The 24,239-nt window shown below is 60.1% G+C and carries 30 protein-coding genes; 16 read left to right on the top strand and 14 right to left on the bottom strand.

What is annotated here, in order from left to right; translation table 11 throughout:
• The 3 genes from urtB to AVZ66_RS14170 form a co-directional block, all read right to left on the bottom strand.
• Nucleotides 1-876, bottom strand: a complete 876-nt coding sequence (gene urtB, locus AVZ66_RS14180) for an urea ABC transporter, permease protein UrtB (RefSeq protein WP_058984813.1) — start codon at nt 874-876, stop codon at nt 1-3.
• Nucleotides 873-2,141 carry an urea ABC transporter substrate-binding protein gene (locus AVZ66_RS14175; protein ID WP_058984812.1) on the bottom strand — a complete coding sequence of 423 codons (1,269 nt, stop codon included), beginning with the start codon at nt 2,139-2,141 and terminating at the stop codon, nt 873-875. The genes urtB and AVZ66_RS14175 overlap by 4 nt, the downstream gene beginning before the upstream one ends.
• Nucleotides 2,142-2,477: 336 nt before the next feature.
• On the bottom strand, nt 2,478-3,215 hold the full coding sequence (locus tag AVZ66_RS14170; RefSeq protein ID WP_058984811.1) for a hypothetical protein: 738 nt from the start codon (nt 3,213-3,215) through the stop codon (nt 2,478-2,480).
• 209 nt (nt 3,216-3,424) lie between these two features.
• On the opposite strand from AVZ66_RS14170, the gene AVZ66_RS14165 reads away from it, so the two are divergent.
• The 8 genes from AVZ66_RS14165 to AVZ66_RS16370 are packed head-to-tail and all read left to right on the top strand — an operon-like array spanning nt 3,425 to nt 9,032.
• Nucleotides 3,425-3,829 carry an urease subunit beta gene (locus AVZ66_RS14165; protein ID WP_058984810.1) on the top strand — a complete coding sequence of 135 codons (405 nt, stop codon included), beginning with the start codon at nt 3,425-3,427 and terminating at the stop codon, nt 3,827-3,829.
• Entirely contained in the window at nt 3,826-5,532 is a 1,707-nt protein-coding gene (gene ureC, locus AVZ66_RS14160; protein WP_058984809.1) for an urease subunit alpha, read from the top strand. Before AVZ66_RS14165 ends, ureC begins: the two co-directional genes overlap by 4 nt.
• A 3-nt stretch (nt 5,533-5,535) precedes the next feature.
• Nucleotides 5,536-5,883 (top strand): urease subunit gamma, encoded by a 348-nt coding sequence (locus AVZ66_RS14155; RefSeq protein WP_058984808.1) that lies wholly within the window; start codon nt 5,536-5,538, stop codon nt 5,881-5,883.
• Nucleotides 5,880-6,503 (top strand): urease accessory protein UreG, encoded by a 624-nt coding sequence (gene ureG / locus AVZ66_RS14150; protein WP_082678890.1) that lies wholly within the window; start codon nt 5,880-5,882, stop codon nt 6,501-6,503. Before AVZ66_RS14155 ends, ureG begins: the two co-directional genes overlap by 4 nt.
• Nucleotides 6,503-7,402, top strand: a complete 900-nt coding sequence (locus tag AVZ66_RS14145; protein ID WP_058984807.1) for an urease accessory protein UreD — start codon at nt 6,503-6,505, stop codon at nt 7,400-7,402. Before ureG ends, AVZ66_RS14145 begins: the two co-directional genes overlap by 1 nt.
• On the top strand, nt 7,402-7,989 hold the full coding sequence (locus AVZ66_RS15830; protein WP_082678889.1) for an urease accessory protein UreE: 588 nt from the start codon (nt 7,402-7,404) through the stop codon (nt 7,987-7,989). Before AVZ66_RS14145 ends, AVZ66_RS15830 begins: the two co-directional genes overlap by 1 nt.
• Nucleotides 7,982-8,671 carry an urease accessory protein UreF gene (locus AVZ66_RS14135; RefSeq protein ID WP_058984954.1) on the top strand — a complete coding sequence of 230 codons (690 nt, stop codon included), beginning with the start codon at nt 7,982-7,984 and terminating at the stop codon, nt 8,669-8,671. Before AVZ66_RS15830 ends, AVZ66_RS14135 begins: the two co-directional genes overlap by 8 nt.
• A gap of 49 nt (nt 8,672-8,720) precedes the next feature.
• A complete protein-coding gene (locus AVZ66_RS16370; RefSeq protein ID WP_231727189.1) occupies nt 8,721-9,032 on the top strand; it encodes a glycine cleavage T C-terminal barrel domain-containing protein in 312 nt (103 codons plus the stop codon).
• Nucleotides 9,033-9,318: 286 nt separating this feature from the next.
• On the opposite strand, the gene AVZ66_RS16930 is transcribed toward AVZ66_RS16370, so the two are convergent.
• Complete coding sequence (locus AVZ66_RS16930) at nt 9,319-10,134, bottom strand: hypothetical protein (RefSeq protein ID WP_058984804.1); 816 nt, start codon at nt 10,132-10,134, stop codon at nt 9,319-9,321.
• A 267-nt stretch (nt 10,135-10,401) separates the two neighbouring features.
• Between AVZ66_RS16930 and AVZ66_RS15825 the strand changes: the two genes are divergently transcribed.
• Complete coding sequence (locus tag AVZ66_RS15825; RefSeq protein WP_082678887.1) at nt 10,402-10,839, top strand: hypothetical protein; 438 nt, start codon at nt 10,402-10,404, stop codon at nt 10,837-10,839.
• Between the two features lie 9 nt (nt 10,840-10,848).
• Here AVZ66_RS15825 and AVZ66_RS14120 read toward each other — a convergent pair whose 3' ends face one another.
• Nucleotides 10,849-11,058 carry a hypothetical protein gene (locus tag AVZ66_RS14120; protein WP_058984803.1) on the bottom strand — a complete coding sequence of 70 codons (210 nt, stop codon included), beginning with the start codon at nt 11,056-11,058 and terminating at the stop codon, nt 10,849-10,851.
• Between the two features lie 258 nt (nt 11,059-11,316).
• Here AVZ66_RS14120 and tnpA point away from each other — a divergent pair, with 258 nt between their 5' ends.
• The 3 genes from tnpA to AVZ66_RS14105 all read left to right on the top strand — a co-directional run bounded on the left by tnpA (nt 11,317) and on the right by AVZ66_RS14105 (nt 13,470).
• Complete coding sequence (gene tnpA, locus AVZ66_RS14115) at nt 11,317-11,721, top strand: IS200/IS605 family transposase (RefSeq protein WP_058983877.1); 405 nt, start codon at nt 11,317-11,319, stop codon at nt 11,719-11,721.
• A 1-nt stretch (nt 11,722) separates the two neighbouring features.
• Nucleotides 11,723-13,024: an RNA-guided endonuclease TnpB family protein gene (locus tag AVZ66_RS14110; protein ID WP_058984802.1), complete on the top strand. Its 1,302-nt coding sequence runs from the start codon at nt 11,723-11,725 to the stop codon at nt 13,022-13,024.
• 125 nt (nt 13,025-13,149) lie between these two features.
• The gene (locus tag AVZ66_RS14105) at nt 13,150-13,470 is read left to right on the top strand and encodes an antibiotic biosynthesis monooxygenase (RefSeq protein ID WP_058984801.1); all 321 of its coding nucleotides are present in this window, start codon (nt 13,150-13,152) and stop codon (nt 13,468-13,470) included.
• Between the two features lie 145 nt (nt 13,471-13,615).
• On the opposite strand, the gene AVZ66_RS14100 is transcribed toward AVZ66_RS14105, so the two are convergent.
• From AVZ66_RS14100 to AVZ66_RS14090, 4 genes are all read right to left on the bottom strand, one after another.
• The gene (locus AVZ66_RS14100; RefSeq protein ID WP_058984800.1) at nt 13,616-14,014 is read right to left on the bottom strand and encodes a hypothetical protein; all 399 of its coding nucleotides are present in this window, start codon (nt 14,012-14,014) and stop codon (nt 13,616-13,618) included.
• A complete protein-coding gene (locus AVZ66_RS14095; RefSeq protein ID WP_058984799.1) occupies nt 14,011-14,886 on the bottom strand; it encodes a ParA family protein in 876 nt (291 codons plus the stop codon). The genes AVZ66_RS14100 and AVZ66_RS14095 overlap by 4 nt, the downstream gene beginning before the upstream one ends.
• A gap of 223 nt (nt 14,887-15,109) precedes the next feature.
• Complete coding sequence (locus AVZ66_RS15820; protein WP_082678886.1) at nt 15,110-15,574, bottom strand: TRAM domain-containing protein; 465 nt, start codon at nt 15,572-15,574, stop codon at nt 15,110-15,112.
• Between the two features lie 13 nt (nt 15,575-15,587).
• Nucleotides 15,588-16,826: an RNA-guided endonuclease TnpB family protein gene (locus tag AVZ66_RS14090; RefSeq protein ID WP_058984798.1), complete on the bottom strand. Its 1,239-nt coding sequence runs from the start codon at nt 16,824-16,826 to the stop codon at nt 15,588-15,590.
• A gap of 539 nt (nt 16,827-17,365) precedes the next feature.
• Between AVZ66_RS14090 and AVZ66_RS14085 the strand changes: the two genes are divergently transcribed.
• The 3 genes from AVZ66_RS14085 to AVZ66_RS14075 are packed head-to-tail and all read left to right on the top strand — an operon-like array spanning nt 17,366 to nt 19,641.
• On the top strand, nt 17,366-17,947 hold the full coding sequence (locus AVZ66_RS14085; protein WP_058984797.1) for a hypothetical protein: 582 nt from the start codon (nt 17,366-17,368) through the stop codon (nt 17,945-17,947).
• 3 nt (nt 17,948-17,950) lie between these two features.
• Nucleotides 17,951-18,409, top strand: a complete 459-nt coding sequence (locus AVZ66_RS14080; protein ID WP_058984796.1) for a hypothetical protein — start codon at nt 17,951-17,953, stop codon at nt 18,407-18,409.
• Entirely contained in the window at nt 18,406-19,641 is a 1,236-nt protein-coding gene (locus AVZ66_RS14075) for a phage integrase SAM-like domain-containing protein (protein ID WP_058984795.1), read from the top strand. Before AVZ66_RS14080 ends, AVZ66_RS14075 begins: the two co-directional genes overlap by 4 nt.
• Before the next feature lie 36 nt (nt 19,642-19,677).
• Here the strand turns inward: AVZ66_RS14075 and AVZ66_RS14070 are convergent, their stop codons facing one another.
• Genes AVZ66_RS14070 through AVZ66_RS14060 form a run of 3 tightly spaced genes read right to left on the bottom strand, consistent with a single transcriptional unit; the run spans nt 19,678 to nt 22,499 of the window.
• The gene (locus AVZ66_RS14070; protein ID WP_058984794.1) at nt 19,678-20,331 is read right to left on the bottom strand and encodes a hypothetical protein; all 654 of its coding nucleotides are present in this window, start codon (nt 20,329-20,331) and stop codon (nt 19,678-19,680) included.
• Between the two features lie 28 nt (nt 20,332-20,359).
• Nucleotides 20,360-22,279 (bottom strand): cation-translocating P-type ATPase, encoded by a 1,920-nt coding sequence (locus AVZ66_RS14065; RefSeq protein ID WP_058984793.1) that lies wholly within the window; start codon nt 22,277-22,279, stop codon nt 20,360-20,362.
• 4 nt (nt 22,280-22,283) lie between these two features.
• Nucleotides 22,284-22,499, bottom strand: a complete 216-nt coding sequence (locus AVZ66_RS14060) for a heavy-metal-associated domain-containing protein (protein WP_058984792.1) — start codon at nt 22,497-22,499, stop codon at nt 22,284-22,286.
• 201 nt (nt 22,500-22,700) lie between these two features.
• On the opposite strand from AVZ66_RS14060, the gene AVZ66_RS14055 reads away from it, so the two are divergent.
• Nucleotides 22,701-23,225: a helix-turn-helix domain-containing protein gene (locus AVZ66_RS14055; protein WP_058984791.1), complete on the top strand. Its 525-nt coding sequence runs from the start codon at nt 22,701-22,703 to the stop codon at nt 23,223-23,225.
• Between the two features lie 80 nt (nt 23,226-23,305).
• Here AVZ66_RS14055 and AVZ66_RS14050 read toward each other — a convergent pair whose 3' ends face one another.
• Together AVZ66_RS14050 and AVZ66_RS15815 are read right to left on the bottom strand one after the other, a co-directional pair.
• Complete coding sequence (locus AVZ66_RS14050; RefSeq protein WP_049986819.1) at nt 23,306-23,593, bottom strand: amphi-Trp domain-containing protein; 288 nt, start codon at nt 23,591-23,593, stop codon at nt 23,306-23,308.
• Between the two features lie 109 nt (nt 23,594-23,702).
• Nucleotides 23,703-24,134, bottom strand: coding sequence for a hypothetical protein (locus AVZ66_RS15815; protein WP_231727187.1), 432 nt, complete (start codon nt 24,132-24,134; stop codon nt 23,703-23,705).
• Nucleotides 24,135-24,239: the final 105 nt, after the last annotated feature.

Genomic DNA, 24,239 nt, shown 5'->3' with positions numbered 1-24,239 from the left:
TCACTCCCCCTCCAACCGGTCGCGGATGTCGTTTGCGAGTCCGGTCAGCCCGTCTCCGAGGATGCGAATCGCGACGATAGCCGTAAGTAACATCGCGATTTGCCCGAAGAACGTGCCGTAGAGGTTCGTGAACAGGCTGTTGATGACGCCGAGCAGGCCGCCAGAGAGCGTTGTTCCCAGGAGAACGGACGGGCCACCAATAACGACGGAGATGAATGCTTCGACGAGGAAGCTCGACCCCATCCCCGGCACGACGGTGAGCGTCGGCGCGTATAGCGCGCCGGTGAGGCCGGCCAGTCCGGAGCCGACGACGAACGTCGACGTGTACATCCGTTCGGTGTTCACGCCGAGTGCCTGCGCAGTATCGGGGTTCTGAATGGTTGCGCGAGCGCGGATTCCGAACTCCGTGCGGGTGAACACGAGATACAGCCCTAGGAGGACGAGGAGTGCGATGACGGCGAGTAACACCCGATAGGTGGAGTAGGAGTACGGTCCGTACTGGATGTATCCCAGCGGCGTCGACACCTGTGGGATAGAGTTCCCGAACAGAATGCGAGCACCCTGTGTGAGGATGAGACCGAGCGCCCACGTCGCCACCATCGAATCGAGCAACCGGTCGTAGAGATGTTGAACGACGGTCCGTTCGATGACGAATCCCATGACTGCCGTGACAAGAACCCCAAGAGCCATAGCAAGCGGGAGAGGGAGTCCCGCGTTCGCGGTCAACGTTGTTCCGTACGCGCCGACCATAATAAATTCGCCGTGGCCGAGGTTGATGACGCCCATCATGCCGAAGATGACCGCTAGTCCAACTGCTGCGAGGACGATGAACGCGAAGCTGTCCGCGACCTGGAACAACAGGTTCAGCGGATTCATTGCGTGGTATCTGCCTCGTCGTAGTAGTCCGCGGGCGTGTATTGAGTGGTCATTTCGTTCTCCGTGAGGTCGCACCCGACGGTCTCCGAGAGGAACTGTTCGGGAATCTTCCGTTCGTCCTCGACGGTGATGTTGTGTTCCTCGTCACACCGGAACACCCGCATGTTGTGCGTCATGTGGTGAACGGGCCCCTGTAGTGAGATGTCACCCTCCGGCGCCGAGATATCCATGCCATTCTCCAACTCCTCGATAATATCGGCCTGATTTGTCGACCCAACAGCCTCCGCGGCTTGGGCGTACATTTTGATCGAGAAGTAGTTGTTCACTGCCTCCTCGTTGATGTAGTCGGCGTCGGGGAACTTCTCGTAGAAACGCTCCACGAATTCCTGGTTGCGGTCAGTTGGCACTTCCTCCATGTAGTTGAACCCGCCGTAGACGTTTGCCATTGCGGGTGCATCGAGGCGCTTGTGCTGGTACCCTTGGGCCATCACCGTCGACGTACCCATAGGGATATCGAGGCCAGCGGAAGTGCGCTGGCTCCAGAACGACGTGTGGTTCGCACCGACGAGCAGCGCCATCACGAAGTCGGGGTCGGCTTCCTGAATGTTGTTGATAGTGGACCCGAAGTCCGTGACCGACAGTGGAATAAATTCCTCACCAATAACGTTTGCGTCGTTTTCATCGGCGAGGACACGCACCCAGTCTGCGGAGAGCTGACCGAAGTTGTAGTCCGCAGCAATGGTGTAAATGTCCGACCCGAAGTTCTCGACCATGTAGGGGAGGACACTCCCGAGCTGTTGACGGGCCGTCGCACCCATGCAGAACGTGTAGGAGTCACAAACGCCGCCCTCGTACTGGGTTGTGTAGAAGTACAGCTGCTCGTTCTGGTCGATGATCGGACGAATCGTCTCTCTGGTGGCCGACGAGTAACCGGCCCAGAGGGCGTCGACGTTCTCCTCGTTGATTGCTTGCCGAGTGAGCTGCTGGTAGCGTTGGTTGTCGGACTGCGGGTCGGGAGTGAACGTTTCAATCTCGTTTCCGAGAATGCCCCCCTCCTCGTTGAGCTCCTCGATGGCGAGCATACTCGCCTGGTACTTCGGCGTCCCGTTGAGCGCGAAGTTGCCTGACCGGTCCTCGATAATGCCGAGCTTGAGGGTATCCGATCCGGATCCACCGCTCGTGAGACAGCCGCCAAGGGCAGTTGCAGCGACAGTTCCACCGGCTGCGAGGAACGAACGCCGGGATGACGACGCATGGTCGTCCATCAGTTGTTACCTCCGTTAGTAGACCGATTGTAATTCAGTTTGAGAGATAATGCACTGGTAATTGAGCTAATCTGGCCGTAGCGTGGACATCCGTTCATATCTATCGACATGCCCGAACATCGTAGATTGATTGAAAAAGGTTTCCTACTTACGCAATAAAATTGTGAATTAACACTTGAGTATATAAGGTAATTGTCTAACACGTCCCTTCCGGAAACTCCACTAAATTATTCGGAGTGAACATCTGTATCTGTCACAGATGAGGTACGAAGAAGATGAAAACACAGTTCGAAAACGGAAAGTGGGCACCGAAGCTGGACGCTGGAATTGTGGGAGTTAACCGAACAGGGGGATGACACCGCCCAGCAGCGAGCCGGCGAGAGTGACAACGAGGACGCCGGTTAGCGCCTGTGCACCGCCGTAAACGCGAGTATTCAACTCACTCGTTTTCCCGAAGATAGCACCTGCACCAGCTCCCAGCGCGCTCATCGTCACAGTAATCGCGATAGCGTACGTAGTAACGGCGATCAGAACTAGCTCTGCCCCGGTCGAGAATAGCGTCGACGAGAACACGATCATCGACAGCGGTGGAGAGAGCGTGAACAGTGCTCCGACGAAGCCAGTCTTGAGGTAGGCAAGTACAGTGTGGTCATGGCTGTGTGCGCTGTCGCCGTGGCTGTCCTCACTGCGGAATGGAATATGTGCGTGCAAGTGAGTGTGTGTTTCGCCATCGTGCTCGTGAGAGTGGCTGTGCGCGTAGAAGAGCCGCTTAAGGCCGCCGAACGCGAGTACCACCCCGAGAATCCCCAAGAGGACACCGACACCAAGTGTGCCAATCGTGTCGAAGACAGCAGGGAACTCGGTGCGGCCGAGCACCACGTACCCGATGGCGAGCCAGCAGACGACCAGCGCGACGTGGCCGAGACTGAAGCACGCGCCAACGAGCGCGGAGAGTTTCGCGTCGCCGTATCGGCTCGTCAACGACGCAATCCCCGCTACGTGGTCGGGTTCGACGGCGTGCGTAACACCCAATACGCCTGCCGTCGCTACGGCGCTGAACAGTGTTACACTCATCGCCGTCCTTCACTCGATTCAGTCTGTTCCCGGCGAATTAGCTGGTGCATCGCAGCAGTTGTTTACGATAGGTGGTGTAGTCGGTTGGTAACTGGGCAAATATTGTCTCAGGGATTCACTTTTACTCTGGATGACCTAACAGATTCGTGTATGCTTGACAAAATGGCGCAGAAGACACCAATCGAAGGAAGTCTGTCATCGGTGATGCAGTGACCGACGAACTCATCCCCGGCGAAATCCGGTCTGGCGAGGGAACGATAACGCTCAACGAAGGGCGTGACACGACTGAAGTGACGGTCGGTAACACCGGCGACCGTCCCGTACAGGTCGGGTCGCACTTCCACTTCTTCGAAGCGAACGCCGCCCTCGAGTTCGACCGTGAAGCCGCGTACGGCATGCGGCTGAACATCCCGGCTGGCACTGCCGTTCGCTTTGAGCCGGGCGACGAACAGACGGTCGACCTCGTCGCAATCGGCGGGAAGCGGCGTGCACACGGGATGAACGGGCTTGTGAACGGAAGCGTCGATGGCGACCCCAGTGAGGCGCTCCAGCGAGCGCGTGAAGCTGGCTTCCGCGATACGGGCAACGACCCCGATGCGGGGGACGACACATGACTCGTGACATCGACCGGGAGAACTACGCCGAACTGTATGGGCCGACCGAGGGCGACAAGGTCCGACTGGGTGACACTGAGCTATTCGCAAAAGTCGAACAGGACTTTCGGACGCACGGCGACGAAGCTGTCTTCGGTGGCGGGAAGACGCTCCGTGACGGCCTCGGGATGGCGCCCGGCGTCACCCAAAAAGAAGGCGCACTCGACTGGGTCATCACGAACGCAACAGTCATCGACCCCGTCCTCGGCGTCGTCGCTGGTGACATCGGTATCCGGAACGGCGAAATCGTCGGCATCGGCAAAGCCGGGAACCCCGACACGATGGACGGCGTGGACATGGTCGTCGGGCCGTCGACGGACGCGTACCCTGCCGAGGGAAAAATTGCGACCGCCGGTGGACTCGACATCCACATTCACTGGAACTCCGCCCAACTCCACGAACACGCGCTTGCATCGGGTCTGACGACGATGCTCGGCGGTGGTTACGGCGGTGGTGCAGCGACAACTACGACTGGCCCCGAGAACATCAAGCGGTTCCTCCAGGCAGCCGACGAGTGGCCGGTCAATGTTGGTTTCTACGGTAAGGGGAACGCCTCCGACCCGGAGCCACTACGCGAGCAGGTTGCTGCCGGTGCTTGTGGGCTCAAGCTTCACGAGGACTGGGGGTCGACGCCAGAGGCGATCGACACTGCGCTCGCCGTGGCTGAGGACGAAGACGTGCAGGTCTGCATGCACACAGACACGCTCAATGAGGCGGGCTTCCTCGAAAACACGTTCGAGGCGGTCGACGGCCGGACGATGCACCTCTTCCACATTGAGGGCGCGGGCGGAGGGCACGCTCCCGACATCATGGAGATGGTCGGCGAACCCAACATGCTCCCCTCGTCGACGAACCCCTCGATGCCGTACACCGACAACACGTTCGACGAGCACCTCGACATGGTGATGGTGTGCCATCACTTGAACCCGGACGTTCCCGAGGACGTGGCGTTCGCAGAGTCCCGCGTTCGCTCGGAGACCATCGCCGCCGAGGACGTGCTCCACGACATGGGTGCAATCTCGATGATGACCTCTGACGCCCAAGCGATGGGGCGCGTTGCCGAGGTCATCTCGCGGACGTGGCAGACGGCCTCGAAGATGAAAGCCCAGCGCGGCCCGCTGCCCGAAGACGAGGGGACCGGTGCCGACAACCACCGCATCAAACGCTACCTCGCCAAGTACACCATCAACCCCGCCATCTCGTCGGGTATCGACGAGTACGTCGGCACGCTCGAACCAGGGAAACTCGCGGACATCGTCCTGTGGGACCCCGCGTTCTTCGGCGTGAAACCCGCGATGACGTTCAAGGGCGGATTCCCGGTCCACTCCGAGATGGGGGAGTCCAACGGCTCGCTGATGACCTGCGAACCGATCAAGCAGCGTGAACGCGCCGGGGCGAAAGGCACCGCCAAATACGGGCTCTCGCTGTCGTTCGTCTCACCCGCTGCAGCCGAGGCCGACGTCGGGGAAGCGTACGGTCTCCAGAAAGAGGTCGTGCCCATCGAGGGGACGCGCACGCCCTCGAAGAGCGACATGCTACACAACGACTACTGTCCCGACGACATCGAAGTCGACGCCGAAACGTTCGAGGTGACGGTCGACGGTGAACACGTGACCTGCGAACCGTCCTCAGAACTCCCACTCGCACAGCGGTACATGCTCTAATCGATGAAGCTCACACCCAAAGAGGAGGAACGTCTCACGGTCTTCACTGCCGCAGAGGTCGCACGGCGCCGCAAGGAACGCGGCGTCCTGTTGAACCACCCCGAAACAGTCGCGTACATCAGCGACTGGTGCATCGAGCGCGCCAGGGAGGGACAGTCCGTCGCGGAGATCCGCTCGGCAGCGACGCAGCTACTGGGCCGCGACGACGTGATGGACGGCGTCCCAGAGATGATCGACATGATTCAGGTGGAACCAGTCTTCCCCGACGGCACCAAACTCGTTACCGTTCACGACCCGATTCGTTCCGATAGTGTCGAAGACACGGACGGTGGCGTAGAGGGCGACGCATGAGTTTGACACATCGCGACATCGCAACTGTCGGCATTGGTGGACCTGTCGGGTCTGGGAAGACATCTCTGCTTACAGAGATCGTCCCGCAGCTGCGGGAGGCGGGCTTGGACGTCGGCGTCATTGCGAACGATATTCTCACGCAAGAGGACGCTGAACGCCTCCGCGATCGATTCGACGGTGTCGTTCCCGAGGACTTGGTCGCTGGCGTCGAAACCGGCGCATGCCCGCATACGGGTATCCGCGAGGATCCCTCGATGAACCTCCAGCAGATCGACGCGTTCCTTGACGACCACCCGGAGCTGGACCTCGTTCTCATTGAGAGCGGTGGGGACAATCTCGCCGCGACGTTCAACCCTGAGCTTGCAGATTACTCGCTGTACGTCATTAGCGTCGCTGAGGGCGATGATATCCCCCGGAAGCGCGGCCCTGGTGTCGTCGACTGCGACCTGCTGGTCATCAATAAAACTGACCTCGCTCCACACGTCGATGCCGACCTCGACGTTATGGAGCGCGACGCCCGCGACGTTCGCGACGGGCCGTTCGTCTTCACCGACTGTAAGGCCGAGAAGGGGCTCGATGAAGTTCTCGACCACGTTCGGGACGGGGTGTTGTTCGCCTGATGGCGGCCGACGCCCCACATCCATCGTTCGAGGGGTACGCCGCCGAGGCGGTCCCACAGGCCGCTGTCGGGTCGCCCGGGAAAGACGGCGTCCTGAAATTGTGCTTCGAACAGTCGGCCCGTGGGACCGCGCTCGTCGAGGACTACGCGACAGTTCCGTTCCACATCTCGGGCACGCTCGCTCACGATCCCCACCCGGACGTGGCGACGGTCTTCGTGCAGTCTCCAACTGGTGGCGTCGCGCAAGGAGATCGCCACGATATCGATGTCGCTATCGGATCGAACGCGCTCGCGCACGTCTCAACACAGAGTTCGACGAAAGTCCAGTCGATGCAGCACAACTACGCGGCAGCGAACACGACGCTGACCGTGGGCCCAGGGGGCCACCTCGACTATGTGCCGGAGCCGACCATCCTTCACGCCGACTCGCGCTACCACGTCGACCTCACGCTGGACGTGGCGCGTGACGCGACCGCTATCGTCTCCGACGTGGTCGTCCCCGGTCGGCTCGCGCGCGGCGAACGGTTCGAGTTCGAGCGATACCTGTCACGCGTCCGCGCTGATGGTCCCGACGGATTACTGTTCGAGGATACGACACACCTCACACCTGAAGATACAGCAGCGAAGTCACCCGGTGTGCTCGGAGAGTTCGACGTCTACGGATCGCTATTTGCTATTGCACCTGACCGCGACACCGACACACTGAGCGACACGCTTCATGCAGCGGTCGCTGACTGTCAGGCTCGCGCGGCTGCAACTGCGCTCCCGAACGAGGCCGGCGTCGTCGTTCGTGCACTCGGCAATCGTGCCGAGACGACCCAGGCAGCGCTTCACAGCGCCTGGGATCAGGCCCGAGAAACGCTCGTGGACGCTCCCGCACCATCGGGGAGGAAGTACTGATGCTTGTTGCCGACCAGTACCTCGGCCATCGCGACGACCCCGATGTCGGGACGCGACTCGCCGCGGGGAACCCCCATCGCGTAGTGCTGTCAGACACCGATCGGCGCCGCTCTCGCGTCCGTACCGAGACAGTCGACGGCAGCGATCTCGGCATCGTCGTCTCGCGGGAGCTCGGTGACGGCGACGTACTCGAAACCGAGGATGGCGCTTTGGTCGTTGTGGAGCTGGCGGCTATCGACGCACTTGTCGTCGATTTCAGCGATGCCGACGTTTCCGCGACCGCTGCGCTCGCGTTCGGTCACGCTGCGGGGAATCGACACTGGAATCTCGCCGTGCGGAACGGCGAAGCCCTGTTCCCCGTTCCGGACACCCGGGAACGGATGCTCGACGCGCTCGCCGGTGAACTACCGGATGGCGTGACCACTCGCTTCGAGCGCGTTCCGCCGACAACGTTCGACGACGCGGACGCGCCAGACCACGAACACGGCCACACCCGTGACGACGCTGGACATGCCCATTCTCATGGCGAGGGTAAACATGATCACGACCATGGAGCGCGGACTGCCAAGGGGAACCACAATGAGTGACGACGCGACCTTAGAGGCGTTCCGTCTCGCGGACTCGTTCCTCCCTGTCGGAACGAATTCACTCTCCTATGGGTTAGAGCAGTTCGTCCAAGATGACCGCGTTGAGGATATTGAAGACCTTCGGGTACTGCTCGAGACGTACCTTCGAAACCAGATCGGGACTGCCGATCTGGTCGCACTTCGAGCGGCACATGCTGCTGCACGGAAGGGCAACGTGGAAGACATCTGCAAGGCGGATCATCGTCTTGAAGCTGTGACGCTGGCCGCTGAATTCCGCGCTAGTGCCGAGCAATCTGGCGCCCGGCTTCTTCAACTCCAGCGGGACCTCCGTTCGGACCCATTACTGGACAGCTATGCCGATCAAGTCCATGACGGAGCGGCAGCTGGCTCGTACGCTGTCGTGCTAGGCGCCGTCGCTGGCACTGCTGGAATCCCGGAACGGGAAGCGTGTCTGTTGTGCTGTCATGGATTCGTTACCGGGCTACTCGGGGCCGCTCAGCGCCTGCTCTCTGTCGGTCACACGGACACGCAGCGGACGCTCGATGACCTGCAGCCAGTGATATCTGACGCAGTCTCCACCAGCGACACACTACCCCTGGACGGGATGACATCGTTCGCGCCACTCATTGATTTGCTTTCGGCCGAGCACGAACGTGCCGACCGTCGTTTATTCCTGAGCTAGCCCCTACCGGTTGAGTCAGCTACCCACGGCTGAAGCCGTGGGCTTGTCGGTGGACCTCGACACCGATTTCCTCGGAAAGGACGCGCTCCTCAAAGCACGCGAGACCGGTATCGAGGAGGAAATCGCCCCCGTCACGCTCGATGAATCCGGCACCGTCGTCGATGCAGGTCACCCGGTCCTCGTCGACGACGAAGTCGTTGCCTACACCTGTCGCGCCGACTACGACTACAGCATCAACGCAGGCATCGCGTGCGCGTACCTCCCCACCGAGTACACTGACGTCGGCCAATCCGCCGAAATTGAGTACGGGGGCGGACGGTCGCGTCGTAGCGTCCGCTCTAGCCCGCTCTTCGACTCCTAACGCGACAAAACGATGCGGTAGCGGGGGCACTCGCTCAAGTGGTCGTCTACTGGTACAGCGGGACGACGGCAGACGCGGATGTCGGCCACGTTGGTCCGAGGACAATACTTCATGGGATTGGTCACCGACGGAAAGCCTGCTTCACGGAACTACTCCCGACTGCGGGATTGTTTAACCAACAGAATGGCAATAGTGGCGATGTTGGTTAAAGGTGAGACGGTTCAGTTGAAGTGAACCACTCGGTCAGTACAGACGAACTGGCTGCGGCGTGTGACGAGGTCGGGGACTAGAGTGCGATGTCATAGTTTGGAACGTAGGTTTCCTTGGCGTGGGTGGTTTCTGGTCCTTCGGCGACGAGGCCCGGAGACGAGGTGTTGGTATTGAATCGGTTCGGATTTGGGGTAAGTGAATTTAGGATTTCTGCGAAGGTCGTGCCGTCCCGCCCAGTGATGTGTATGAATCCGCCATATTGGCGTTGGTCGCGTGGAACTGTATCTGGGTCCGGGAAGGCGTCTCGAATACAGGTGACGCGCTCGCGAAGGTATTCTGCAGCCTTGTGCTGGGAGTACTGGCAGTCTCCGTAGTACTGTTCTTGTTGGTGGTCGTCGAAATCTGCCTCGATGTGTTTGACGGACTCGTACCGGACTGCGTCGGCGCTGATGTCCCCCGTGAGGAAGCTGAGATTCACCGTGAAACAGTCCGGATATCGCAGGACCACCAAGCAGAAGATTTGCTCGTCGACCGTGTAGCGTTCCTGGAGTCGATAATAGCACTCGAGGTAGTACGCTGCGAGTGCGCCGATCCAGTCGTCACGCTCACCGTCGAGGTACGCGGTTGCGACATCGTAGTAGTCTTCGCCCGCAATCTGTTGTAAGCGATGTTTGAAGCTCTGTCTCATGTCAGCCAGTTCGTCCTCGTATACCTCTGTTAACGGGACATCTGGGTCATCAAGCAGCGTGCTCTTCCGATCGCCAGCAGCTGCAATTCTCTCCATGTTCTCGTGGAGAGACCGTTCTGCTTGCACGTCTGGCAGTGGAATTCGAACTGCCTGTCGGTGCAGGAGCTTCATCCCGGTATCCAGACGGTCACTCCAGTCACGCATAGTTCAGTATCTGACAACACTATGTATCACGAGATATTGAACTCGGCGGTGGCGTTGGTATTTTCGCAGCCACATCGAGCGGTTGATTTACAACTCCTTCACCATCACAGTGTCCGCAGGTTATCTAAGCCTATTGAGTTGAATCAAACTTAACCAACAATCTGAGCGGAGCTTCCTCTATTGTTGGTTAACTTTCTGTGATTGACTAACAGCTCAGCTCTCCCAACCACTTACCCGTCTGGCGTAGCAACCGACAATCATCCCTAGATGGACCTCGGAGAATCGCTGCATCACGAATCAGATGGCGACCAAGAGCTTCCACCGATGCAGTGCGATGCGTGCGAGTTAGCACTTCAGTCTCCAGAGCGGCATACGCTGTCGTTCCTGCTTCTCGACCAGCTTACAGCCCCACTTATCGGCTGTGACGACCATCTCCAGCAGTTCACGTCAATCTGTGGATACACAACAGAGGCATCCGCTGAACTCCTCAACCACCGGCCTGCTGGCGGCGTGAGTTGTCCTAGTTGTGGCCTCGCAGCACATATGCCACACCAGCCGCTCGTTCAGGTTGAAGACGGTGCTGTCGCGATTCTCACTTGTCCGGAGCATCAATCCGAGATCATCAATCGATTCCATACTGGCCTCGACACACAGCAACAGCTGACAGCTCAACTTGACACGGCGGCACACCTCGACATCTCATAGTGAGATTGTTCACTCACCTGCTAGCGTTTCTAGGTCTTCAGAGACACGTCCGCAGAGCTCCGCCGCTGATGCATAGTCCTCGTCATCAAGTGCTAGCAGAAATGCGAGGAGGTCATCACGGAGCGTGGGACTCACGTTATCGACGTTCTCCAAATCAATCGATGCGATTTTCGTGAGCTCATCGATTTGGACGAGCGATGCAGAGTCTTCATCAGCCATACTGTTCAGAACTACCGTCACACTGACCCACGGTAGTCTTTCCGCTATTCTCCCTCCTCTTTAAGCCACATCTCGCAGCTCTTTAGCTGAATCGAGGCGCTAAGCCCCCTTCCTCAGCGAGCCCCGACCGAACGGGAGGCGCGAGCAGGGAGGGGATACAGCGCCGCACAGTTCTCATACACGATTCGGTAGCAGACCCACAGACACACGCAATCAACATGTTTTTGCAGTAGGGTAGCATATTATTGGTTGAACCCAATGGAGTACGGCCTCGACTCGGGAGCGCATTCGACGTATTCCCTGCACTACCACCTGATACTCACCACGAAGTATCGGCGCGGAGTGCTCACCGAGGAGCGAACCCAATTCATTCGCGGGGTCATCAGCGGGTTCACGGACAACTACGGCGTCGAACTGACGAACCTCGACGGCGAGGACGACCACGTCCACATCCTGTTCCGAGCGAAACCCACCACGGACCTCGTGAAGTTCATCAACACGGTCAAGGGCGCGACCGCCCGCCGTATCCGCAACGAGTACGCGGACGAACTGAAGACCGAACTGTGGGGAGACTCGTTCTGGAACGACTCGTACTGCCTCATCTCGACCGGGCAGGTGTCGCTGGATGTGCTGAAACAGTACGTAGAGGACCAACGCGAGTAGAATGTACTACGCCTACAAGTACCGTCTCAAGCCGTCTAATGCCCACCGCGAGGAGTTGGACCGCCACCGCGATATTTGTCGGCAACTGTACAACCACACGCTCTACCGCCTCAACGAGTACCAAGATGAACACGGCGAACTGCCGTCGATGACCACCCTGCGGTCGGAGCTACCCGACCTCAAGAAGTGGTGGGACGGCCTCTCGGACGTGTACTCGAAGGTTCTCCAAACCGTCGTGGAACGCCTCTTCGACAATCTCAAAGGACTCTCCAAACTCAAGGAGAACGGCTACGGCGTCGGGCAACTCAAGTGGAAGCCGCCACGGGAGTTCCGCAGTTTCACGTACAGTCAGTCTGGCTTCAAGCTCGACAAGAAGGGCGGTCAGACTGTCCTGTCACTCTCGAAACTCGCGGACATACCGATACGGCTCCATCGCGCCATCCCCGACGACGCCACCGTGAAACAGGTCACGGTCAAGAAGGAACCGACGGGCGAGTGGTTCGCCACGTTCGGCGTTCAGAAACCGTCGATGACGGTTTCTGCAGCCCATCAGAAGCCGAAGGCTTCTGAGGACGTCGAAATGGACCGTGAACCGCCCGAACCGCCTGAGAATCCCGAGCGGTGCGTCGGCATTGACGTGGGGATACTCACGTACGCCCACGATACCGACGGGACCGCCGTCGGGTCGCTCGACCTCTCCGCCGAACGGGAACGACTGGAACGCGAACAGCGGTCTCTCTCACGGAAAGAACACGGGTCAAACAACTACGAGAAACAACGGCGGCGGGTCGCGGAGTGTCACGCCGATCTCCGACGGAAGCGCCGCGACTTCTTGCACAAGCTCTCGAACTACTACGCTCGGGAGTACGACCTCGTAGCGGTCGAAGACCTGAACGTGAAAGGGATGCTCGAATCACCGTCGAACAGTCGCAACACGGCGTCTGCCGCGTGGCGAACGTTCCTCACGTTACTCGAATACAAGTGCGAACGGGAAGGAACGCACTTCGTCGCCGTGAATCCGAGAGGAACGACCAAGGAGTGCGCGTCGTGCGGCGTCTCGACCGACAAGCCGTTGTGGGTCCGTGAACACTCCTGTCCCGCCTGCGGGTTTGAGGCGGACAGGGACGCGAACGCGGCGTGGAACATCCTTTCTCGCGGCCTCGAAGATGTAGGAGTGGGACACTCCGAACGAACGCCTGTGGAGACTGCGCTCCCTGTGGATACGTCCGTATCTGCAAAGCGCGTCGTGGAAGCAGGAAGCCCTCCCCTCAAGGAGCGAACGGCGTCAGCCGTCAGCGAGTAGGGTAGGGTAGTTCACAACGCCCAATTGCCAGATGCTGTCCTGGGTGAAACGACCCCTAAGTGGGTGTGTGAAGCTCAGTCTCTGAAGGAAACCGTCTTACTCGCGGGAGGGCGAGAACCGTCTGGATGTATCTCGTTACGTTTCGCCTCAATCCAGGGGAGTACGACGAGGAGTTTCACGAGCTAAACGACGCGATACAGGCGGCTGCTGAGGACACAGGCGGCTATCTCGGCAAGCGTACGTGGCATGCTCCAGAGAGTGAGGAGGTTCTCGTCGCGTACTACTGGGAGTCGTTAGACGCGCTTGAGACGTTTGGAGCATATTCAGAACACAAAGAGGCGAAACAGCGGTGGACAGAGTGGTACGATGCCTACGAGGTCACCGTCACGGAAGTCATCGAATCATATGGAAGTGGATTTGGTGACGACGCAGACCCACCTGTGTAGTGTATTACCTGTAATTAGCGACAGCCGCCAGAATCTGATCGCCGGTCGGATTTCAATAAAGCTGATCTCCCCTGTTTTATGGAACCTTTCGAACTTGCTCGAACGGTTCCCTCTTTCTGCTACAGAGTAAGGTTCGTGACTGATATCACTCCTCGAAGGTCATCCCGTAGCCCCACTCTTCGAGGTGCTCCTCGACCTCGTCGAGATGGTCCAGCCCGGCCTTCATCAGCGCCTCCCGGAGGTCAGTGAGCGAGACGTCGTCGTCGAAGCGGTCTTCGAGTTCTCGCTGGGCGTCGCGTTCACCGCTCTTGGTCTCACTCTGTAGGAATAGCGGCACGCGTTCACGACCATCCTGAACGCCATCTCTCCGGAACTTATACGGAATCTGCATCGCCCGCTGCTGTCGCGCTGACTCCGTCGACTCAGAGTCTGTCGTCTCGGACTCGGTCGTGGTCGTGTCGGATGAACTCGATTTCTCGATGTCCGTACTCTCTTCTCCGGATGCGAAGGGGTCCTCGCCAGCTCCTTCTTTCATGCCCGTCATGCGGAGAGCACCTCGTGGTCGAGGTCACCGGGTTCCGGTGGGTTCGGCGCTTCGAGTCCGACTTGCTCCTCCAGGTGGCGGGCAATCCGGTCGAACTGGGCGAGCGTCTCGATTTCGTAGTCGCGTCGGCGGTCCCGGTGGTTGCGGACGTACTCGAACGCCGAACACTGCTGCATCCAACAGCCCTCCATCAGTGACGCCCGCTCGCCAATAACCTCGGGGATCGGGTAGTCGATTTCGTCGAGAATCGTCCGCTGATCGCGCGTATTCTTGAAGCCGACCGGGACCGCCGCAAGCACGCCAACCTCGACGTCGAGCTGATCCTCGAGTCCGGCGACAAGCGATTCGAGACCTTCGACGGCGGCTCGCCCCTTCGCGCTCGGCTCGACGGGGATCACGAGCGAGCGGGTGGCGTGAATCGCGTTGTAGAGGTGTGGGCCTTCGGTCGCGGGCGGGTCACAGATGAGGACGTCGTACTCGTCGGGCACGCCGGCTTCCTGGAGGACGCGCAGCAGTTGCGCGTGCATTCCGAATGCTTCCCCCATCGCTTCGGCTTGGTCTTTCTCGCGCTGGAGGTACTCCGCGAGGTCCGAGAGCATGTTGTGCTCCGGGATGATGTCGACGCCTTCGACGGTCCGTACGAGGTCGTCGAAGTCGCCGCTCGGGCGCCGAATCATGTGGCGGACGATATTGTCGACCGATTCGGTCCGGTCTGTGTCGACACCGAAGAGTCGAGAGAGGTCACCATCCTGCGGGTCGAGTGGGGCGACGAGCGGTTTTAGCCCAGCTCGGGCGTGCGCGACTGCGAGGTTTGCGGCTGTCGTCGTCTTGCCGACCCCGCCTGCCTCGCTGTACGTCGAGTACGCTAACATACTCTCTTCATAGACACCACTCATCTTGAAAGTTCGGTACGTTCATTCATTACTGTAATTCGTTACGTGGTGTAGTGAACATCAATAGTGAACACCACTAGTGAACATTAAAAATGAACGCAACTAATGAATGTATACTGTGGGTGAAACTACTAGTGAGTGGTAATGAATGTACCTGGTTGCAGTTACAAGCGAAGTCGAAGATCCCGTCGGGGTGATCGTACTATCTCACTTCCGGCTCAGTCACTGGTTCGGCGAACGCGACCGACTCTCGCACGTCAGTAATCTCGACGTCTGCCTTATCGCCGGGCTGAGTCCCGGGCACGACAACGACAAACCCTCGTTCGACCTTCGCGATTCCATCGCCCTGGTCGCCTAGTGTATCGATGGTTACTGAGCGGACTTCGCCTTCTTCTACCGGTGGCGTCTCATTCTGGTTCCCACTTCGGTGACGCTCACCGTTTGATGCAGATTGCGCGTTGGTCGTTTCTTCCTGAACGTCGTTCGTTGAGGCAAGCAGCGCCACCCGACAGATGTCCCCTGGTGAAAGCGAGCTGTCCTCGACAAGTTCTTCTGGAATTGAAATCGTGTACTGATCCCCCTGCTTTTCGAGTGTTGTTTCGTGAACCGCCTCGGGGTCAAGCCCCGAGGCTTCCCGTGGGTTAATCGGACACCCCCACGATACCATCGGTCTGATAGCCTCAAACGGTGTCGTGGGTCACGGTCGGGGCGTCCACGGCCCCCGATGCCTGCCGTCGCACCGTCCGCACAGTGGGAAGGCTGTTGAGAGCAGGCACAGTCCAATCCTGATGCTTCTTGATGCCTTTCATGGCGATGTTGACGCTTGCACCACGGTCACTGTGGTCTTGATGCCCACAGTCTCGACATTTGAACCGCTTCTTGTTGCGGTTCGCACGCTCGGCGTGCCCGCACAGCGAACACCGTTGACTCGTCTTGTATGGGTCAATCCAACCAGTCGGGATGCCCTCGAACGACGCCTTGTACGACGTGTAGTATTGCAGAGCGCGGAACGGCAAGTGGTGCAAGCGTCGGTTCATCCGCGTGCCGTAGTCGATACTGTCGCGCATCTCTTTGAGGTCTTCAAAGACGATGCACGCCTTCTCGAACTGCCGGCTCCACTCCACGATGTGACGGCTCACCTTGTGGAGTCGGTCGCGGACGAACCGTTCCTCGCGCCCGTCCAGCGTCTCGTGGATACTGTCTTTCCCCGCGTTCTGCACGCGCTTGCGCATCGTGAAGTAGTGGTGGCGCTCGAACTTGATTTCGGGAAAGTCGATAACCAACGAGTCCTCGACGCCACTCTCGGAGAGTGCGGTGAGAGCCACGTTGTCCTCGTTCACGTCCACGCCGCCGACCGTTCGTGAGTCCTGCTTGTCTCGAACGGTCTGCTCGGTGTTGGTGACATTAACGTGCAATTCGGGGTTGTCGTTGTGGAACAGGGCTTCCGCCGCCCCAATCTTCCACTCGTCGCTTTCGAGTGCGGTTTTGAGAACGTCGAGGTGGGCGTCGTCGCCTTCGAGAACGCCCGTGACGTGCTTGTAGGGTTTCGCGCTGATGCGGAACGCCACGTCACCATCGTCGGTGAGCGACAGGTTGTACCCTTCCTCGTAGTTCGCACGAAGCGGGTACGTTCCGCCCTTGGTGTGGCTGGGTTGGCCGAAGCCGTCGTACTCGTAGTAGTTCTCCATCGCATCGAGCGCCTTCGCAACGACACGCTGTGTCGTGTTCTTCACGAGGTCAGCGTCGTCGGCTACCCTGTCGGGAATGGCATCCCAGTCCACGCCTTCTTTGGCGAGTCGGATGGTTTCGTTGTACGCCCACCGTGCTTCAAGTGTGGCGTCGTACAGCAGGCCCTCGTTATCACTCTGGATGTCGAGTTGGACGTCCAGCGTCTTGACGAGAGCCTGTGCGTCAACCATTCGCTCCAGTACTAGTGTAGTAATGCGATTATCTTGAATGCCAGCCATCCACAGTGAAAGTGGAACACCCACCTGAGCTTACGGCCTTCACCCTCGGGGTCAAGCCCCGAGGCACTCGGCCTGCTCCGCCTGTAGAGAAGGCGTAGTGTATCCGGAATCTCTGCCATTACCGGCTGTACGTGGGGCTGACTAAAGGGAATTTGATTGTCTAGGCGCTCTCCGATCCTTCCCGCCGCCCCAATAATTTGATATAGCAGAATACAATTTATGATAGTTCTATCATCCGCTATTTACCTCTTAGATGGCTTGAGGGTGCCAATATCGGTGAAATTCGTCTATGCATAGATTGGTCGTGATTACCCCAATAATCACGACCAGTTTGAAGTACCCCGACGCCGTCGGTGAAGCACGAATGCTGCAACCCCCTCACAACGGCGCTTCCCCCGGGTAGAGCCGACAAGACCGGGCTCCGAGTTTGCTCTGACTCTCCTCAGCCGGGGTCGAGGCGATGGCGAAGAAACGCACTCGATATAGAACTAATGACCTCAACCTATATTAAGACAAAGCGCGAACGGTGTTGTATGTCCGAAGACGAACCGAACTCCGAGGGCCTAATGGAACGCCAAACCACGGGCGAAGACCGCGTGAGGATGACCGCCCGGCAGCTTTCGGAGCCTCAGACGGCCAACTGGATCGCCTCGGAAGCGGGCTGGTCACACGAGCCGACCAAACGCGTCCTCGATCGGCTCGTCGACGATGGCATCCTCCACCGTGACGAAAGCGGTACTCACACCACGTATTACCCAGATTATCGCCGCCAAGCGATGCAGGAGGCGATGCGGCTTCGAGACAGCGGGCACACTGTCGAGGAGCTTACGGACCGTCTCGCCGATATGAAGACGCAGATTCGCGACTGGGAGGGCGAATTCGGCGTCGAGTCACCGAATCAGCTTCGCGGAACGCTCGCTGACGAGTCCCTTGACGGTGACGAGGAAGACCGTCGCCGTGAGATTGCCCGCGAGTGGGAGCACCTTCAGCGTCGTATCCAGATCGTTGGCTTTGCCATCCGCGAATGGGACTTCCTCGCTCCGACGACAGAGTCTGCCGAGGCCAGCAGCTAACGGATGTCGGTCCCGCATCCAGGTGGTGACCCGAACGCGAACCTCTACGCCCAATTGAAGCGGGACGTCCTCGACCGTGTCCCCCAGATCACGGCCGTCGAGTACGTTCCTGACGATATCGAGGCCAAGCAGCTGCGGGCGGTTTTTGATCCAGCCCGCCTTAATCCCCCAACGGGCCCTGATTCGCCGGAACTGACCGTCAAGTGGTATCGACAGGACCCTCACGACTGGTTCCGTATCAACTACACCGATCCGAACACGGGCTTTCACGCCGGCTGGCACCAGGACGAGGACCATCCCGATCTCGGACGGGCGCATTTCCAGTACTCTGCCGCCAATACGGAGGACCGCTGGGGGATCACATTTGAATACGAGACTCCTTCCCTGATCCTCTGGGAAATCGTCGAAACGCTCTTCGAGGACGTCCGTCCGACTTACCAGTACGCGAACGAGGAACGATGACACCTCGAGAACGCACTAATCAGTCACTCGCGAGTTCCTTCGAGCGCTACCTCCAGGACAAGGGGAAAGGCCGCGGCGGCGACGGTGGGAACTATCGACGTAACGCTGCACGCGAGCTCGAACGGTTCGCCGAGTGGGCCGCCGGCGACCGCGGCGCCGACGACTGGACCGGGATCGTCTCCGACGACGTCGACCGCGAGCCGACCTTCGACGATCTCGACGAACGCGTGTTCCGGGAGTACGCCCGACATCTCGGTGGAGATCGGGGACTCAAGCAGAACACGGTACAAACCTATTACCGCTATATCTCTGCCTGGTGTGGCTGGTGCGTCAACGAGGGATATCTCGAGGCGCATTACGCGCAGCGGGCCAGTGCGATGGCGCCGCTGCCGGAGGACGACGGCCGCAAGCCCGGCGACCAGCAGGCCTGGACGTCCGAGCAGCGCCACGCCCTCACCCGCCACGTCGACGAACGGGCCCGCTACGCCGTCGAGGCGTACACGACACTCCCGGAGGGTACTGACCCCCTCGACAAGCAGCGAGGACGCTACGCGGCGCTGAAGGCGGCTCGTGACCGGGCGCTGGTGTTCGTCCTCGCGTACACCGCCGTCCGCGTCGGCGAACTCCTCCGCGATCCGAACGACCCGCGCCGGCGCGGCGTCCGCTGGGAGGACCTCTCCCTCGACGACGGCAGTATGGACGTCTACCGGAAGAAACAGCAATGGGACGCCGCGAGTCTCCCCGACCCGGTGATCTCGCCGCTGCGGAGCTACCGCCAGCTGATGGACCCACCGACGGGGCGCTGGCCGGTGTTTCCCACGTTCGACCAACGGACGCTCGCAGAGCTCGTTCGGGAAGAGCTAGGCGAACGAGGGGAACGTTCAGAAGCAATTACTGAGTGCCGTAACGAATACGCCCGCGACCTCCTGCTGGCGCTCGATGAGGACATTCGGCCGCCGTCGATCACGACGGACGGCGCACGGTCAATTCTTCAACGGCTCTCGGAGACCGCAGAGATCGATATCGACCATCCGAAACACGATTATCTTGCCCCGCACGGTGGTCGTCGTGGTATGGGGGAGGTGCTTGTCCGCGCGTTCGGGTACACGGTGGCGGCCCGGTATCTCGATAACTCAGAGGAGATGGTGAGAGAGCGGTATTCACATATCGAGGCCGGAGAACTCGGTGATGTCGCTACTGAGGCGCTCGAGGAGATCGATAGTATACCGTAGTAACATATTTCGAGTGTGAGGGGTAGACCGTCGCGTTCACACCGCGTCGACGGTGAACAGCGAGTCGTCGCTGAGGACGACCTGTACCCGGCGGTGCCAGGCGTCAGCAAAGGCCTCCCGTTGCTGGTCGCTTGCCGATCCGTCGAGAATCCCCTGGAGGTTCCCGATCGCGGGTCCACCGCCAGGAACGTCGCTGACGTGGTAGGCCACTTCGACGGTCTCGTCCGTGTCGGTTCGCCGGAACCGGAACGTCGGGTCCGCCGTGTCCGGGTCGAACGCGTCGAAGACGAGGAGGTCGCGGCGGCCGCCATAGCCGCCGGCGAGCCCGCTGAATCCGTCATCGCCGGTCGCGCCAGTCACGTACGAGATGATGCGGCTCATCACGCCGTACGCGGCATCGTCCTGCGGGCCGGCCGTCTGGACCTCGATTTTGCTCCGGACTGGATAGTCGTCGGGATACAGGGCGTCGAGCCCGAGCTGGACGATCCGGTAGGCGCCCGAGGCTGTCGGACAGGAGTGGCCCGCTTCTTTCACCGCGTCCCGGTAGGTGACGACGAACGGTTCGCCCGGTTCGAGGACGCCGAGGGCCTCCGCGACGGGGTCGCGGATTTCGATCGGGTCGACGTCGTAGTCGACCTGCCAATTGGTTCTCGTCTGGGTCGTGTCAGTCGCAGTCGAATTCGATGTCATGAGTTGTGGTTGTGATCGTGTCTCGTGGTCAGTAGCGGAGCAGTCGCATCCCGTTGAGGATGACGAGGAGGACGCTGGCCTCGTGGACCAGCATTCCCGACGCGAGGGTGACGTAGCTGGTGAGCACGCCCGCGAGGAGGACGGTCACGGTCAACACTGCCAGCCCGACGTTCTCGAGGACGTTCCAGCGCGTCGCCTTGCTGAGTTTGACCGCGTACGGGATTCGTTCGAGGTCGTCGGCCATCAACGCCATGTCAGCCGTCTCGATGGCGGTGTCCGTCCCCGCAGCACCCATCGCGATGCCGACGTCGGCGGTCGCCAGCGATGGCGCGTCGTTGATGCCGTCGCCGACCATCGCGACGACGTGGCCGTCGGCCTGGTAGCTCTCGATGACGGACTGCTTGTCCTCGGGGAGGAGTTCGGCACGGTACTCGTCGATACCGACCTCCTCGGCAACGGCAGCGGCCGTCCGCTCGTTGTCGCCGGTGAGCATCACCGTCTCGATGCCAGCGTCTTGGAGCGCCGCGACGACCCCAGAAGCGGCCTCCCGGAGCTCGTCCCGCATCGCAATCGCGCCGATGATGTCCCCGTCCCGAACGACGTGGACGACTGTCTCGCCGCGCCCCTCACGCTCGCGGACGTAGTCGGCGACCCGGCTGGGGACGTCAATGTCGCGGTCGGCCAGCAGTGCGCGGTTGCCGACAACAACTTCCTGGCCATCGGCGTGGGCGATGACGCCCTTGCCAGCGACTACGTCGAAGTCATCCGGATCGGGGACCGACCTGCGCCCCGCGTCCGTATCGTCCGCTTGGGCGACCGTCGTTCCGCCGTCCGTCGCGGCGGTCGGATCCTCGCGGGCCGCGTCGACGATGGCGTCAGCGAGGTGGTGTTCGCTCTTCTTCTCGGCGGTCGCCGCGAGTGAGAGGACCTCGTCATCAGCAACGCCGAACCCCTCAACATCGGCGACGGTGGTCTCGCCCTTCGTGAGGGTGCCGGTCTTGTCGAAGGCGACAAGGTCGATCTTGCCGGCGCGTTCGAGGTGTTCGCCGCCCTTCATCAGCACGCCAGACCGAGCGGCGTTGCCGATGGCCGAGACGATGCTGACCGGTGGCCCGATGACCAGCGCGCCGGGACAGCCGATGACCAACAGGGTCAGCGACAGGATCGCGTTCTGCGTGACGGCGTACGCACCGATAGCGAGCACGATGACGGCCGGCGTGTAATACTTCGCGAACCGGTCGATGAGACTCTCGGTCGGCGACTGAGCCTCTTGGGCCTCCTCGACACGGCGGATGATCCGTTCGAGCGTCGTATCCGAGCCCGCACCCGTCGTTCGGATCTCCAGTGCGCCTTCTTGATTGACCGTCCCGGCGTAGACCTCGTCGCCGTCGGCCTTGTGGACGGGCGCGCTCTCGCCGGTGACTGGTGCTTGGTTGACGGCGCTCTCGCCGTCGACGACGGTGCCGTCAACCGGAATCTTCCCGCCCGGCTTTACGACGACGACTTCGCCCTCTTCGACCTCGCGGGCGGGGACTTCTTGGAGTTCCCCGTCGCGACGGACGGTCGCCGTGTCGGGCGTCATCTCCAACAGCTCCTGGAGGGCAGTCCGGGTCTTCCGCATCGTCCGTCCCTCGAGGTAGCTGCCGAGGCTGAACAGGAAGACGACGGCGGCGGCCTCCCAGTACTCCCCGATGATGATGGCCCCAATGGCGGCTAGCGTCACCAGCGTCTTGATTCCGAGCGTCCGGTTGGTGACCTCGTGGTAGGCGGTTTTGGCGATGTCGTAGCCACCCACGAGCGTCGCCAGGACGAGGATGGCGGCGCTGGCCGTATTAAAACTCGTGAGGTAGCCCAGACTCCAGCCACCGCCGTAGAGGAGACCGCTCGTCGCCGTGACGATGGCCTTCCGGTGTTTCCGGTAGTACTGCGTGATCGATTGTTTGTTCATGGTGTTAGGCGGGCTGGGGCGTGTACCCCTGGTTTTCAATGGTCTGTGCGAAGGTGTCGGGGTCGCCGACGCTGGCGTCGTACTCGATCTCGACGCGGCCGGTCGCGTAGTGGACTTCGACGTGCTGGACGCCGTCGACGTTCGACAGGGCGCGTTCGACGGTGCTCGCACAGGTGGGGCAGTCGAAGTCGAGGACGCGGAATTGGGTTGTGTCGCTCATTACAGTTTGAGGTAGTGCCCGTACCCCAATAAGTATTTTTTAGATGATATGTTTGAATACTTATACAGGTCGTTGGAACAGTCAAACGGGTCGTCTAGGGCTTTCGCTATCGCTGGTCCATCCTGTACTCGATACCTCGACAGACACCTACCCGACTCCTGCCCCGCTACCTTTTCCCGCGTGCTCGCGCTCAGTTCTCGTATGAGTGATTTCGATACTGACCACCGTCTCGACGACATCGCGGTGCGAGACACTCGGGTTTCGGATGCCATCGACGAGCCGATGCGGGCGATGATCCTCGATATTCTGGCCGAGGAGGCCCTGACCGCGACCGAGGTCCACGAACGCCTCGACGTTCGCGGCGTCGACCGGACGGAGAACACGGTTCGCCACCACATCAACGAGCTCCGGGACGCCGGCCTCGTCGACGTCGTTCGCTTCGAGGAGGGTCGTGGTGGGACGACGAAGTACTACCACGCAAACACGATCGTTCTCTCGTACTCACTACCAGATTCGGCCGCCGCCGCCGTCGAAGAGATGATCGACGCTGTCCAGCCCCAGATCACGGACGCGCTCACTACGCTCACCGACGAGTACGACGACGCTATTGAGGAGATCGTCGCGGATATGCAGCCCTGCGAGCACTGCCGGACCCAGAAGTACGAAACGTATGTGCTTCTGACTGTCCTCCGACGTGCGTTCGTTCGTGCTCACAGAGACTCCTGAGCGAGAAAACTCGGGACTATTGGGATTTCATCAGATACGACACGACACGAAACCACCGGTCGTTGAAGGCTGCGAATTGATCACTCAATTTCTAACTGACTGCTCCCACCGTCCTCCCTATTGTCGTTCTCATCCCATTCGAGTTCGAACTCGATACTCAATTCACCGGGTCCGTCCGTTGGTCCCTCGCGCTCGGCTTTGACCTCGAACGTCGGGCGCGCTGGTGGTTCCATTGTCACGGACTCGGAACCGGATTTGAGTGTGACTGCGTCCCCTTGTTCGAGTTTATCAGCGACGCTACGGAGATACGACGCGATTTCTTCTCGAGTCTGGCCACTCTCTGATTTGAACAGGACTTCTTCAGGCATACTGAACGATACGCTGCCTGTACCGATAAGTGAATCCCCTAAATCACCCTCGCTTGAGCCAGAATCATCATACACCAATGTTATCAACAGAGCTGAAACCAACCTCCGGTCACAGTTCCTCAGGTTGCCGTACCGTTGTCCGTCGGTATCCCTCGTACAAAGCTGGTAATCCGAGGGGGAGTGCGAGGAGTCCAAATCCGAGAAGGGCATACTCATCTGCGTCCTGATGTCGCATGGCGAGGAGCGTCGCGACGATGCCGAGAAGCGCAATTACGTAGGCTGTATTACTCCAGACCACGTCATATGAGGAGCAGTACAGCCAGCAGACGAACGTGTAGGAGGGGGCATTCCAGGTCGGTGGATGGAGTTTCGGCCAGAAGAATCGACAGTACGTCGTCCAGCCGAGCATCGCCAGCGTGGGAAGTCCCGCGAGCCATGTCGTCGAGCCGAATGGCGTCCGAGCACCGAATCGTCTGTAGCCAGCAAGGAACAACGCCGGAAATCCGAGGATCCACAGCCAGATGCCGATAGTGTATGACACGGGCCAGTGCTCGATCCGTGGTTGCTCGAAGGGAAGTCGGAGCGATTCCGGCAGCGTCGCCCAAGGGAATGAGGGATCAGGGACTGGACTTGTTACGAATGCGAT

The organism is Halobacterium sp. CBA1132, from assembly GCF_001485535.1.
Classification (GTDB): domain Archaea; phylum Halobacteriota; class Halobacteria; order Halobacteriales; family Halobacteriaceae; genus Halobacterium.
Note: the sequence above shows the minus strand (reverse complement) of the source record. Positions and strands in the feature narration are given on the sequence as shown.

What these genes read in the sequence shown, in the direction of transcription:
- urtB (WP_058984813.1), bottom strand. Translation starts at nt 876, where the DNA reads ATGAATCCGCTGAACCTGTTGTTCCAGGTCGCGGACAGCTTCGCGTTC.
- AVZ66_RS14175 (WP_058984812.1), bottom strand. Translation starts at nt 2,141, where the DNA reads ATGGACGACCATGCGTCGTCATCCCGGCGTTCGTTCCTCGCAGCCGGT.
- AVZ66_RS14170 (WP_058984811.1), bottom strand. Translation starts at nt 3,215, where the DNA reads ATGAGTGTAACACTGTTCAGCGCCGTAGCGACGGCAGGCGTATTGGGT.
- ureC (WP_058984809.1), top strand. Translation starts at nt 3,826, where the DNA reads ATGACTCGTGACATCGACCGGGAGAACTACGCCGAACTGTATGGGCCG.
- AVZ66_RS14155 (WP_058984808.1), top strand. Translation starts at nt 5,536, where the DNA reads ATGAAGCTCACACCCAAAGAGGAGGAACGTCTCACGGTCTTCACTGCC.
- ureG (WP_082678890.1), top strand. Translation starts at nt 5,880, where the DNA reads ATGAGTTTGACACATCGCGACATCGCAACTGTCGGCATTGGTGGACCT.
- AVZ66_RS14145 (WP_058984807.1), top strand. Translation starts at nt 6,503, where the DNA reads ATGGCGGCCGACGCCCCACATCCATCGTTCGAGGGGTACGCCGCCGAG.
- AVZ66_RS15830 (WP_082678889.1), top strand. Translation starts at nt 7,402, where the DNA reads ATGCTTGTTGCCGACCAGTACCTCGGCCATCGCGACGACCCCGATGTC.
- AVZ66_RS14135 (WP_058984954.1), top strand. Translation starts at nt 7,982, where the DNA reads ATGAGTGACGACGCGACCTTAGAGGCGTTCCGTCTCGCGGACTCGTTC.
- AVZ66_RS16930 (WP_058984804.1), bottom strand. Translation starts at nt 10,134, where the DNA reads ATGCGTGACTGGAGTGACCGTCTGGATACCGGGATGAAGCTCCTGCAC.
- AVZ66_RS15825 (WP_082678887.1), top strand. Translation starts at nt 10,402, where the DNA reads ATGGACCTCGGAGAATCGCTGCATCACGAATCAGATGGCGACCAAGAG.
- AVZ66_RS14120 (WP_058984803.1), bottom strand. Translation starts at nt 11,058, where the DNA reads ATGGCTGATGAAGACTCTGCATCGCTCGTCCAAATCGATGAGCTCACG.
- tnpA (WP_058983877.1), top strand. Translation starts at nt 11,317, where the DNA reads ATGGAGTACGGCCTCGACTCGGGAGCGCATTCGACGTATTCCCTGCAC.
- AVZ66_RS14110 (WP_058984802.1), top strand. Translation starts at nt 11,723, where the DNA reads ATGTACTACGCCTACAAGTACCGTCTCAAGCCGTCTAATGCCCACCGC.
- AVZ66_RS14105 (WP_058984801.1), top strand. Translation starts at nt 13,150, where the DNA reads ATGTATCTCGTTACGTTTCGCCTCAATCCAGGGGAGTACGACGAGGAG.
- AVZ66_RS14100 (WP_058984800.1), bottom strand. Translation starts at nt 14,014, where the DNA reads ATGACGGGCATGAAAGAAGGAGCTGGCGAGGACCCCTTCGCATCCGGA.
- AVZ66_RS14095 (WP_058984799.1), bottom strand. Translation starts at nt 14,886, where the DNA reads ATGTTAGCGTACTCGACGTACAGCGAGGCAGGCGGGGTCGGCAAGACG.
- AVZ66_RS15820 (WP_082678886.1), bottom strand. Translation starts at nt 15,574, where the DNA reads ATGGTATCGTGGGGGTGTCCGATTAACCCACGGGAAGCCTCGGGGCTT.
- AVZ66_RS14090 (WP_058984798.1), bottom strand. Translation starts at nt 16,826, where the DNA reads ATGGTTGACGCACAGGCTCTCGTCAAGACGCTGGACGTCCAACTCGAC.
- AVZ66_RS14085 (WP_058984797.1), top strand. Translation starts at nt 17,366, where the DNA reads ATGACCTCAACCTATATTAAGACAAAGCGCGAACGGTGTTGTATGTCC.
- AVZ66_RS14080 (WP_058984796.1), top strand. Translation starts at nt 17,951, where the DNA reads ATGTCGGTCCCGCATCCAGGTGGTGACCCGAACGCGAACCTCTACGCC.
- AVZ66_RS14075 (WP_058984795.1), top strand. Translation starts at nt 18,406, where the DNA reads ATGACACCTCGAGAACGCACTAATCAGTCACTCGCGAGTTCCTTCGAG.
- AVZ66_RS14070 (WP_058984794.1), bottom strand. Translation starts at nt 20,331, where the DNA reads ATGACATCGAATTCGACTGCGACTGACACGACCCAGACGAGAACCAAT.
- AVZ66_RS14065 (WP_058984793.1), bottom strand. Translation starts at nt 22,279, where the DNA reads ATGAACAAACAATCGATCACGCAGTACTACCGGAAACACCGGAAGGCC.
- AVZ66_RS14060 (WP_058984792.1), bottom strand. Translation starts at nt 22,499, where the DNA reads ATGAGCGACACAACCCAATTCCGCGTCCTCGACTTCGACTGCCCCACC.
- AVZ66_RS14055 (WP_058984791.1), top strand. Translation starts at nt 22,701, where the DNA reads ATGAGTGATTTCGATACTGACCACCGTCTCGACGACATCGCGGTGCGA.
- AVZ66_RS14050 (WP_049986819.1), bottom strand. Translation starts at nt 23,593, where the DNA reads ATGCCTGAAGAAGTCCTGTTCAAATCAGAGAGTGGCCAGACTCGAGAA.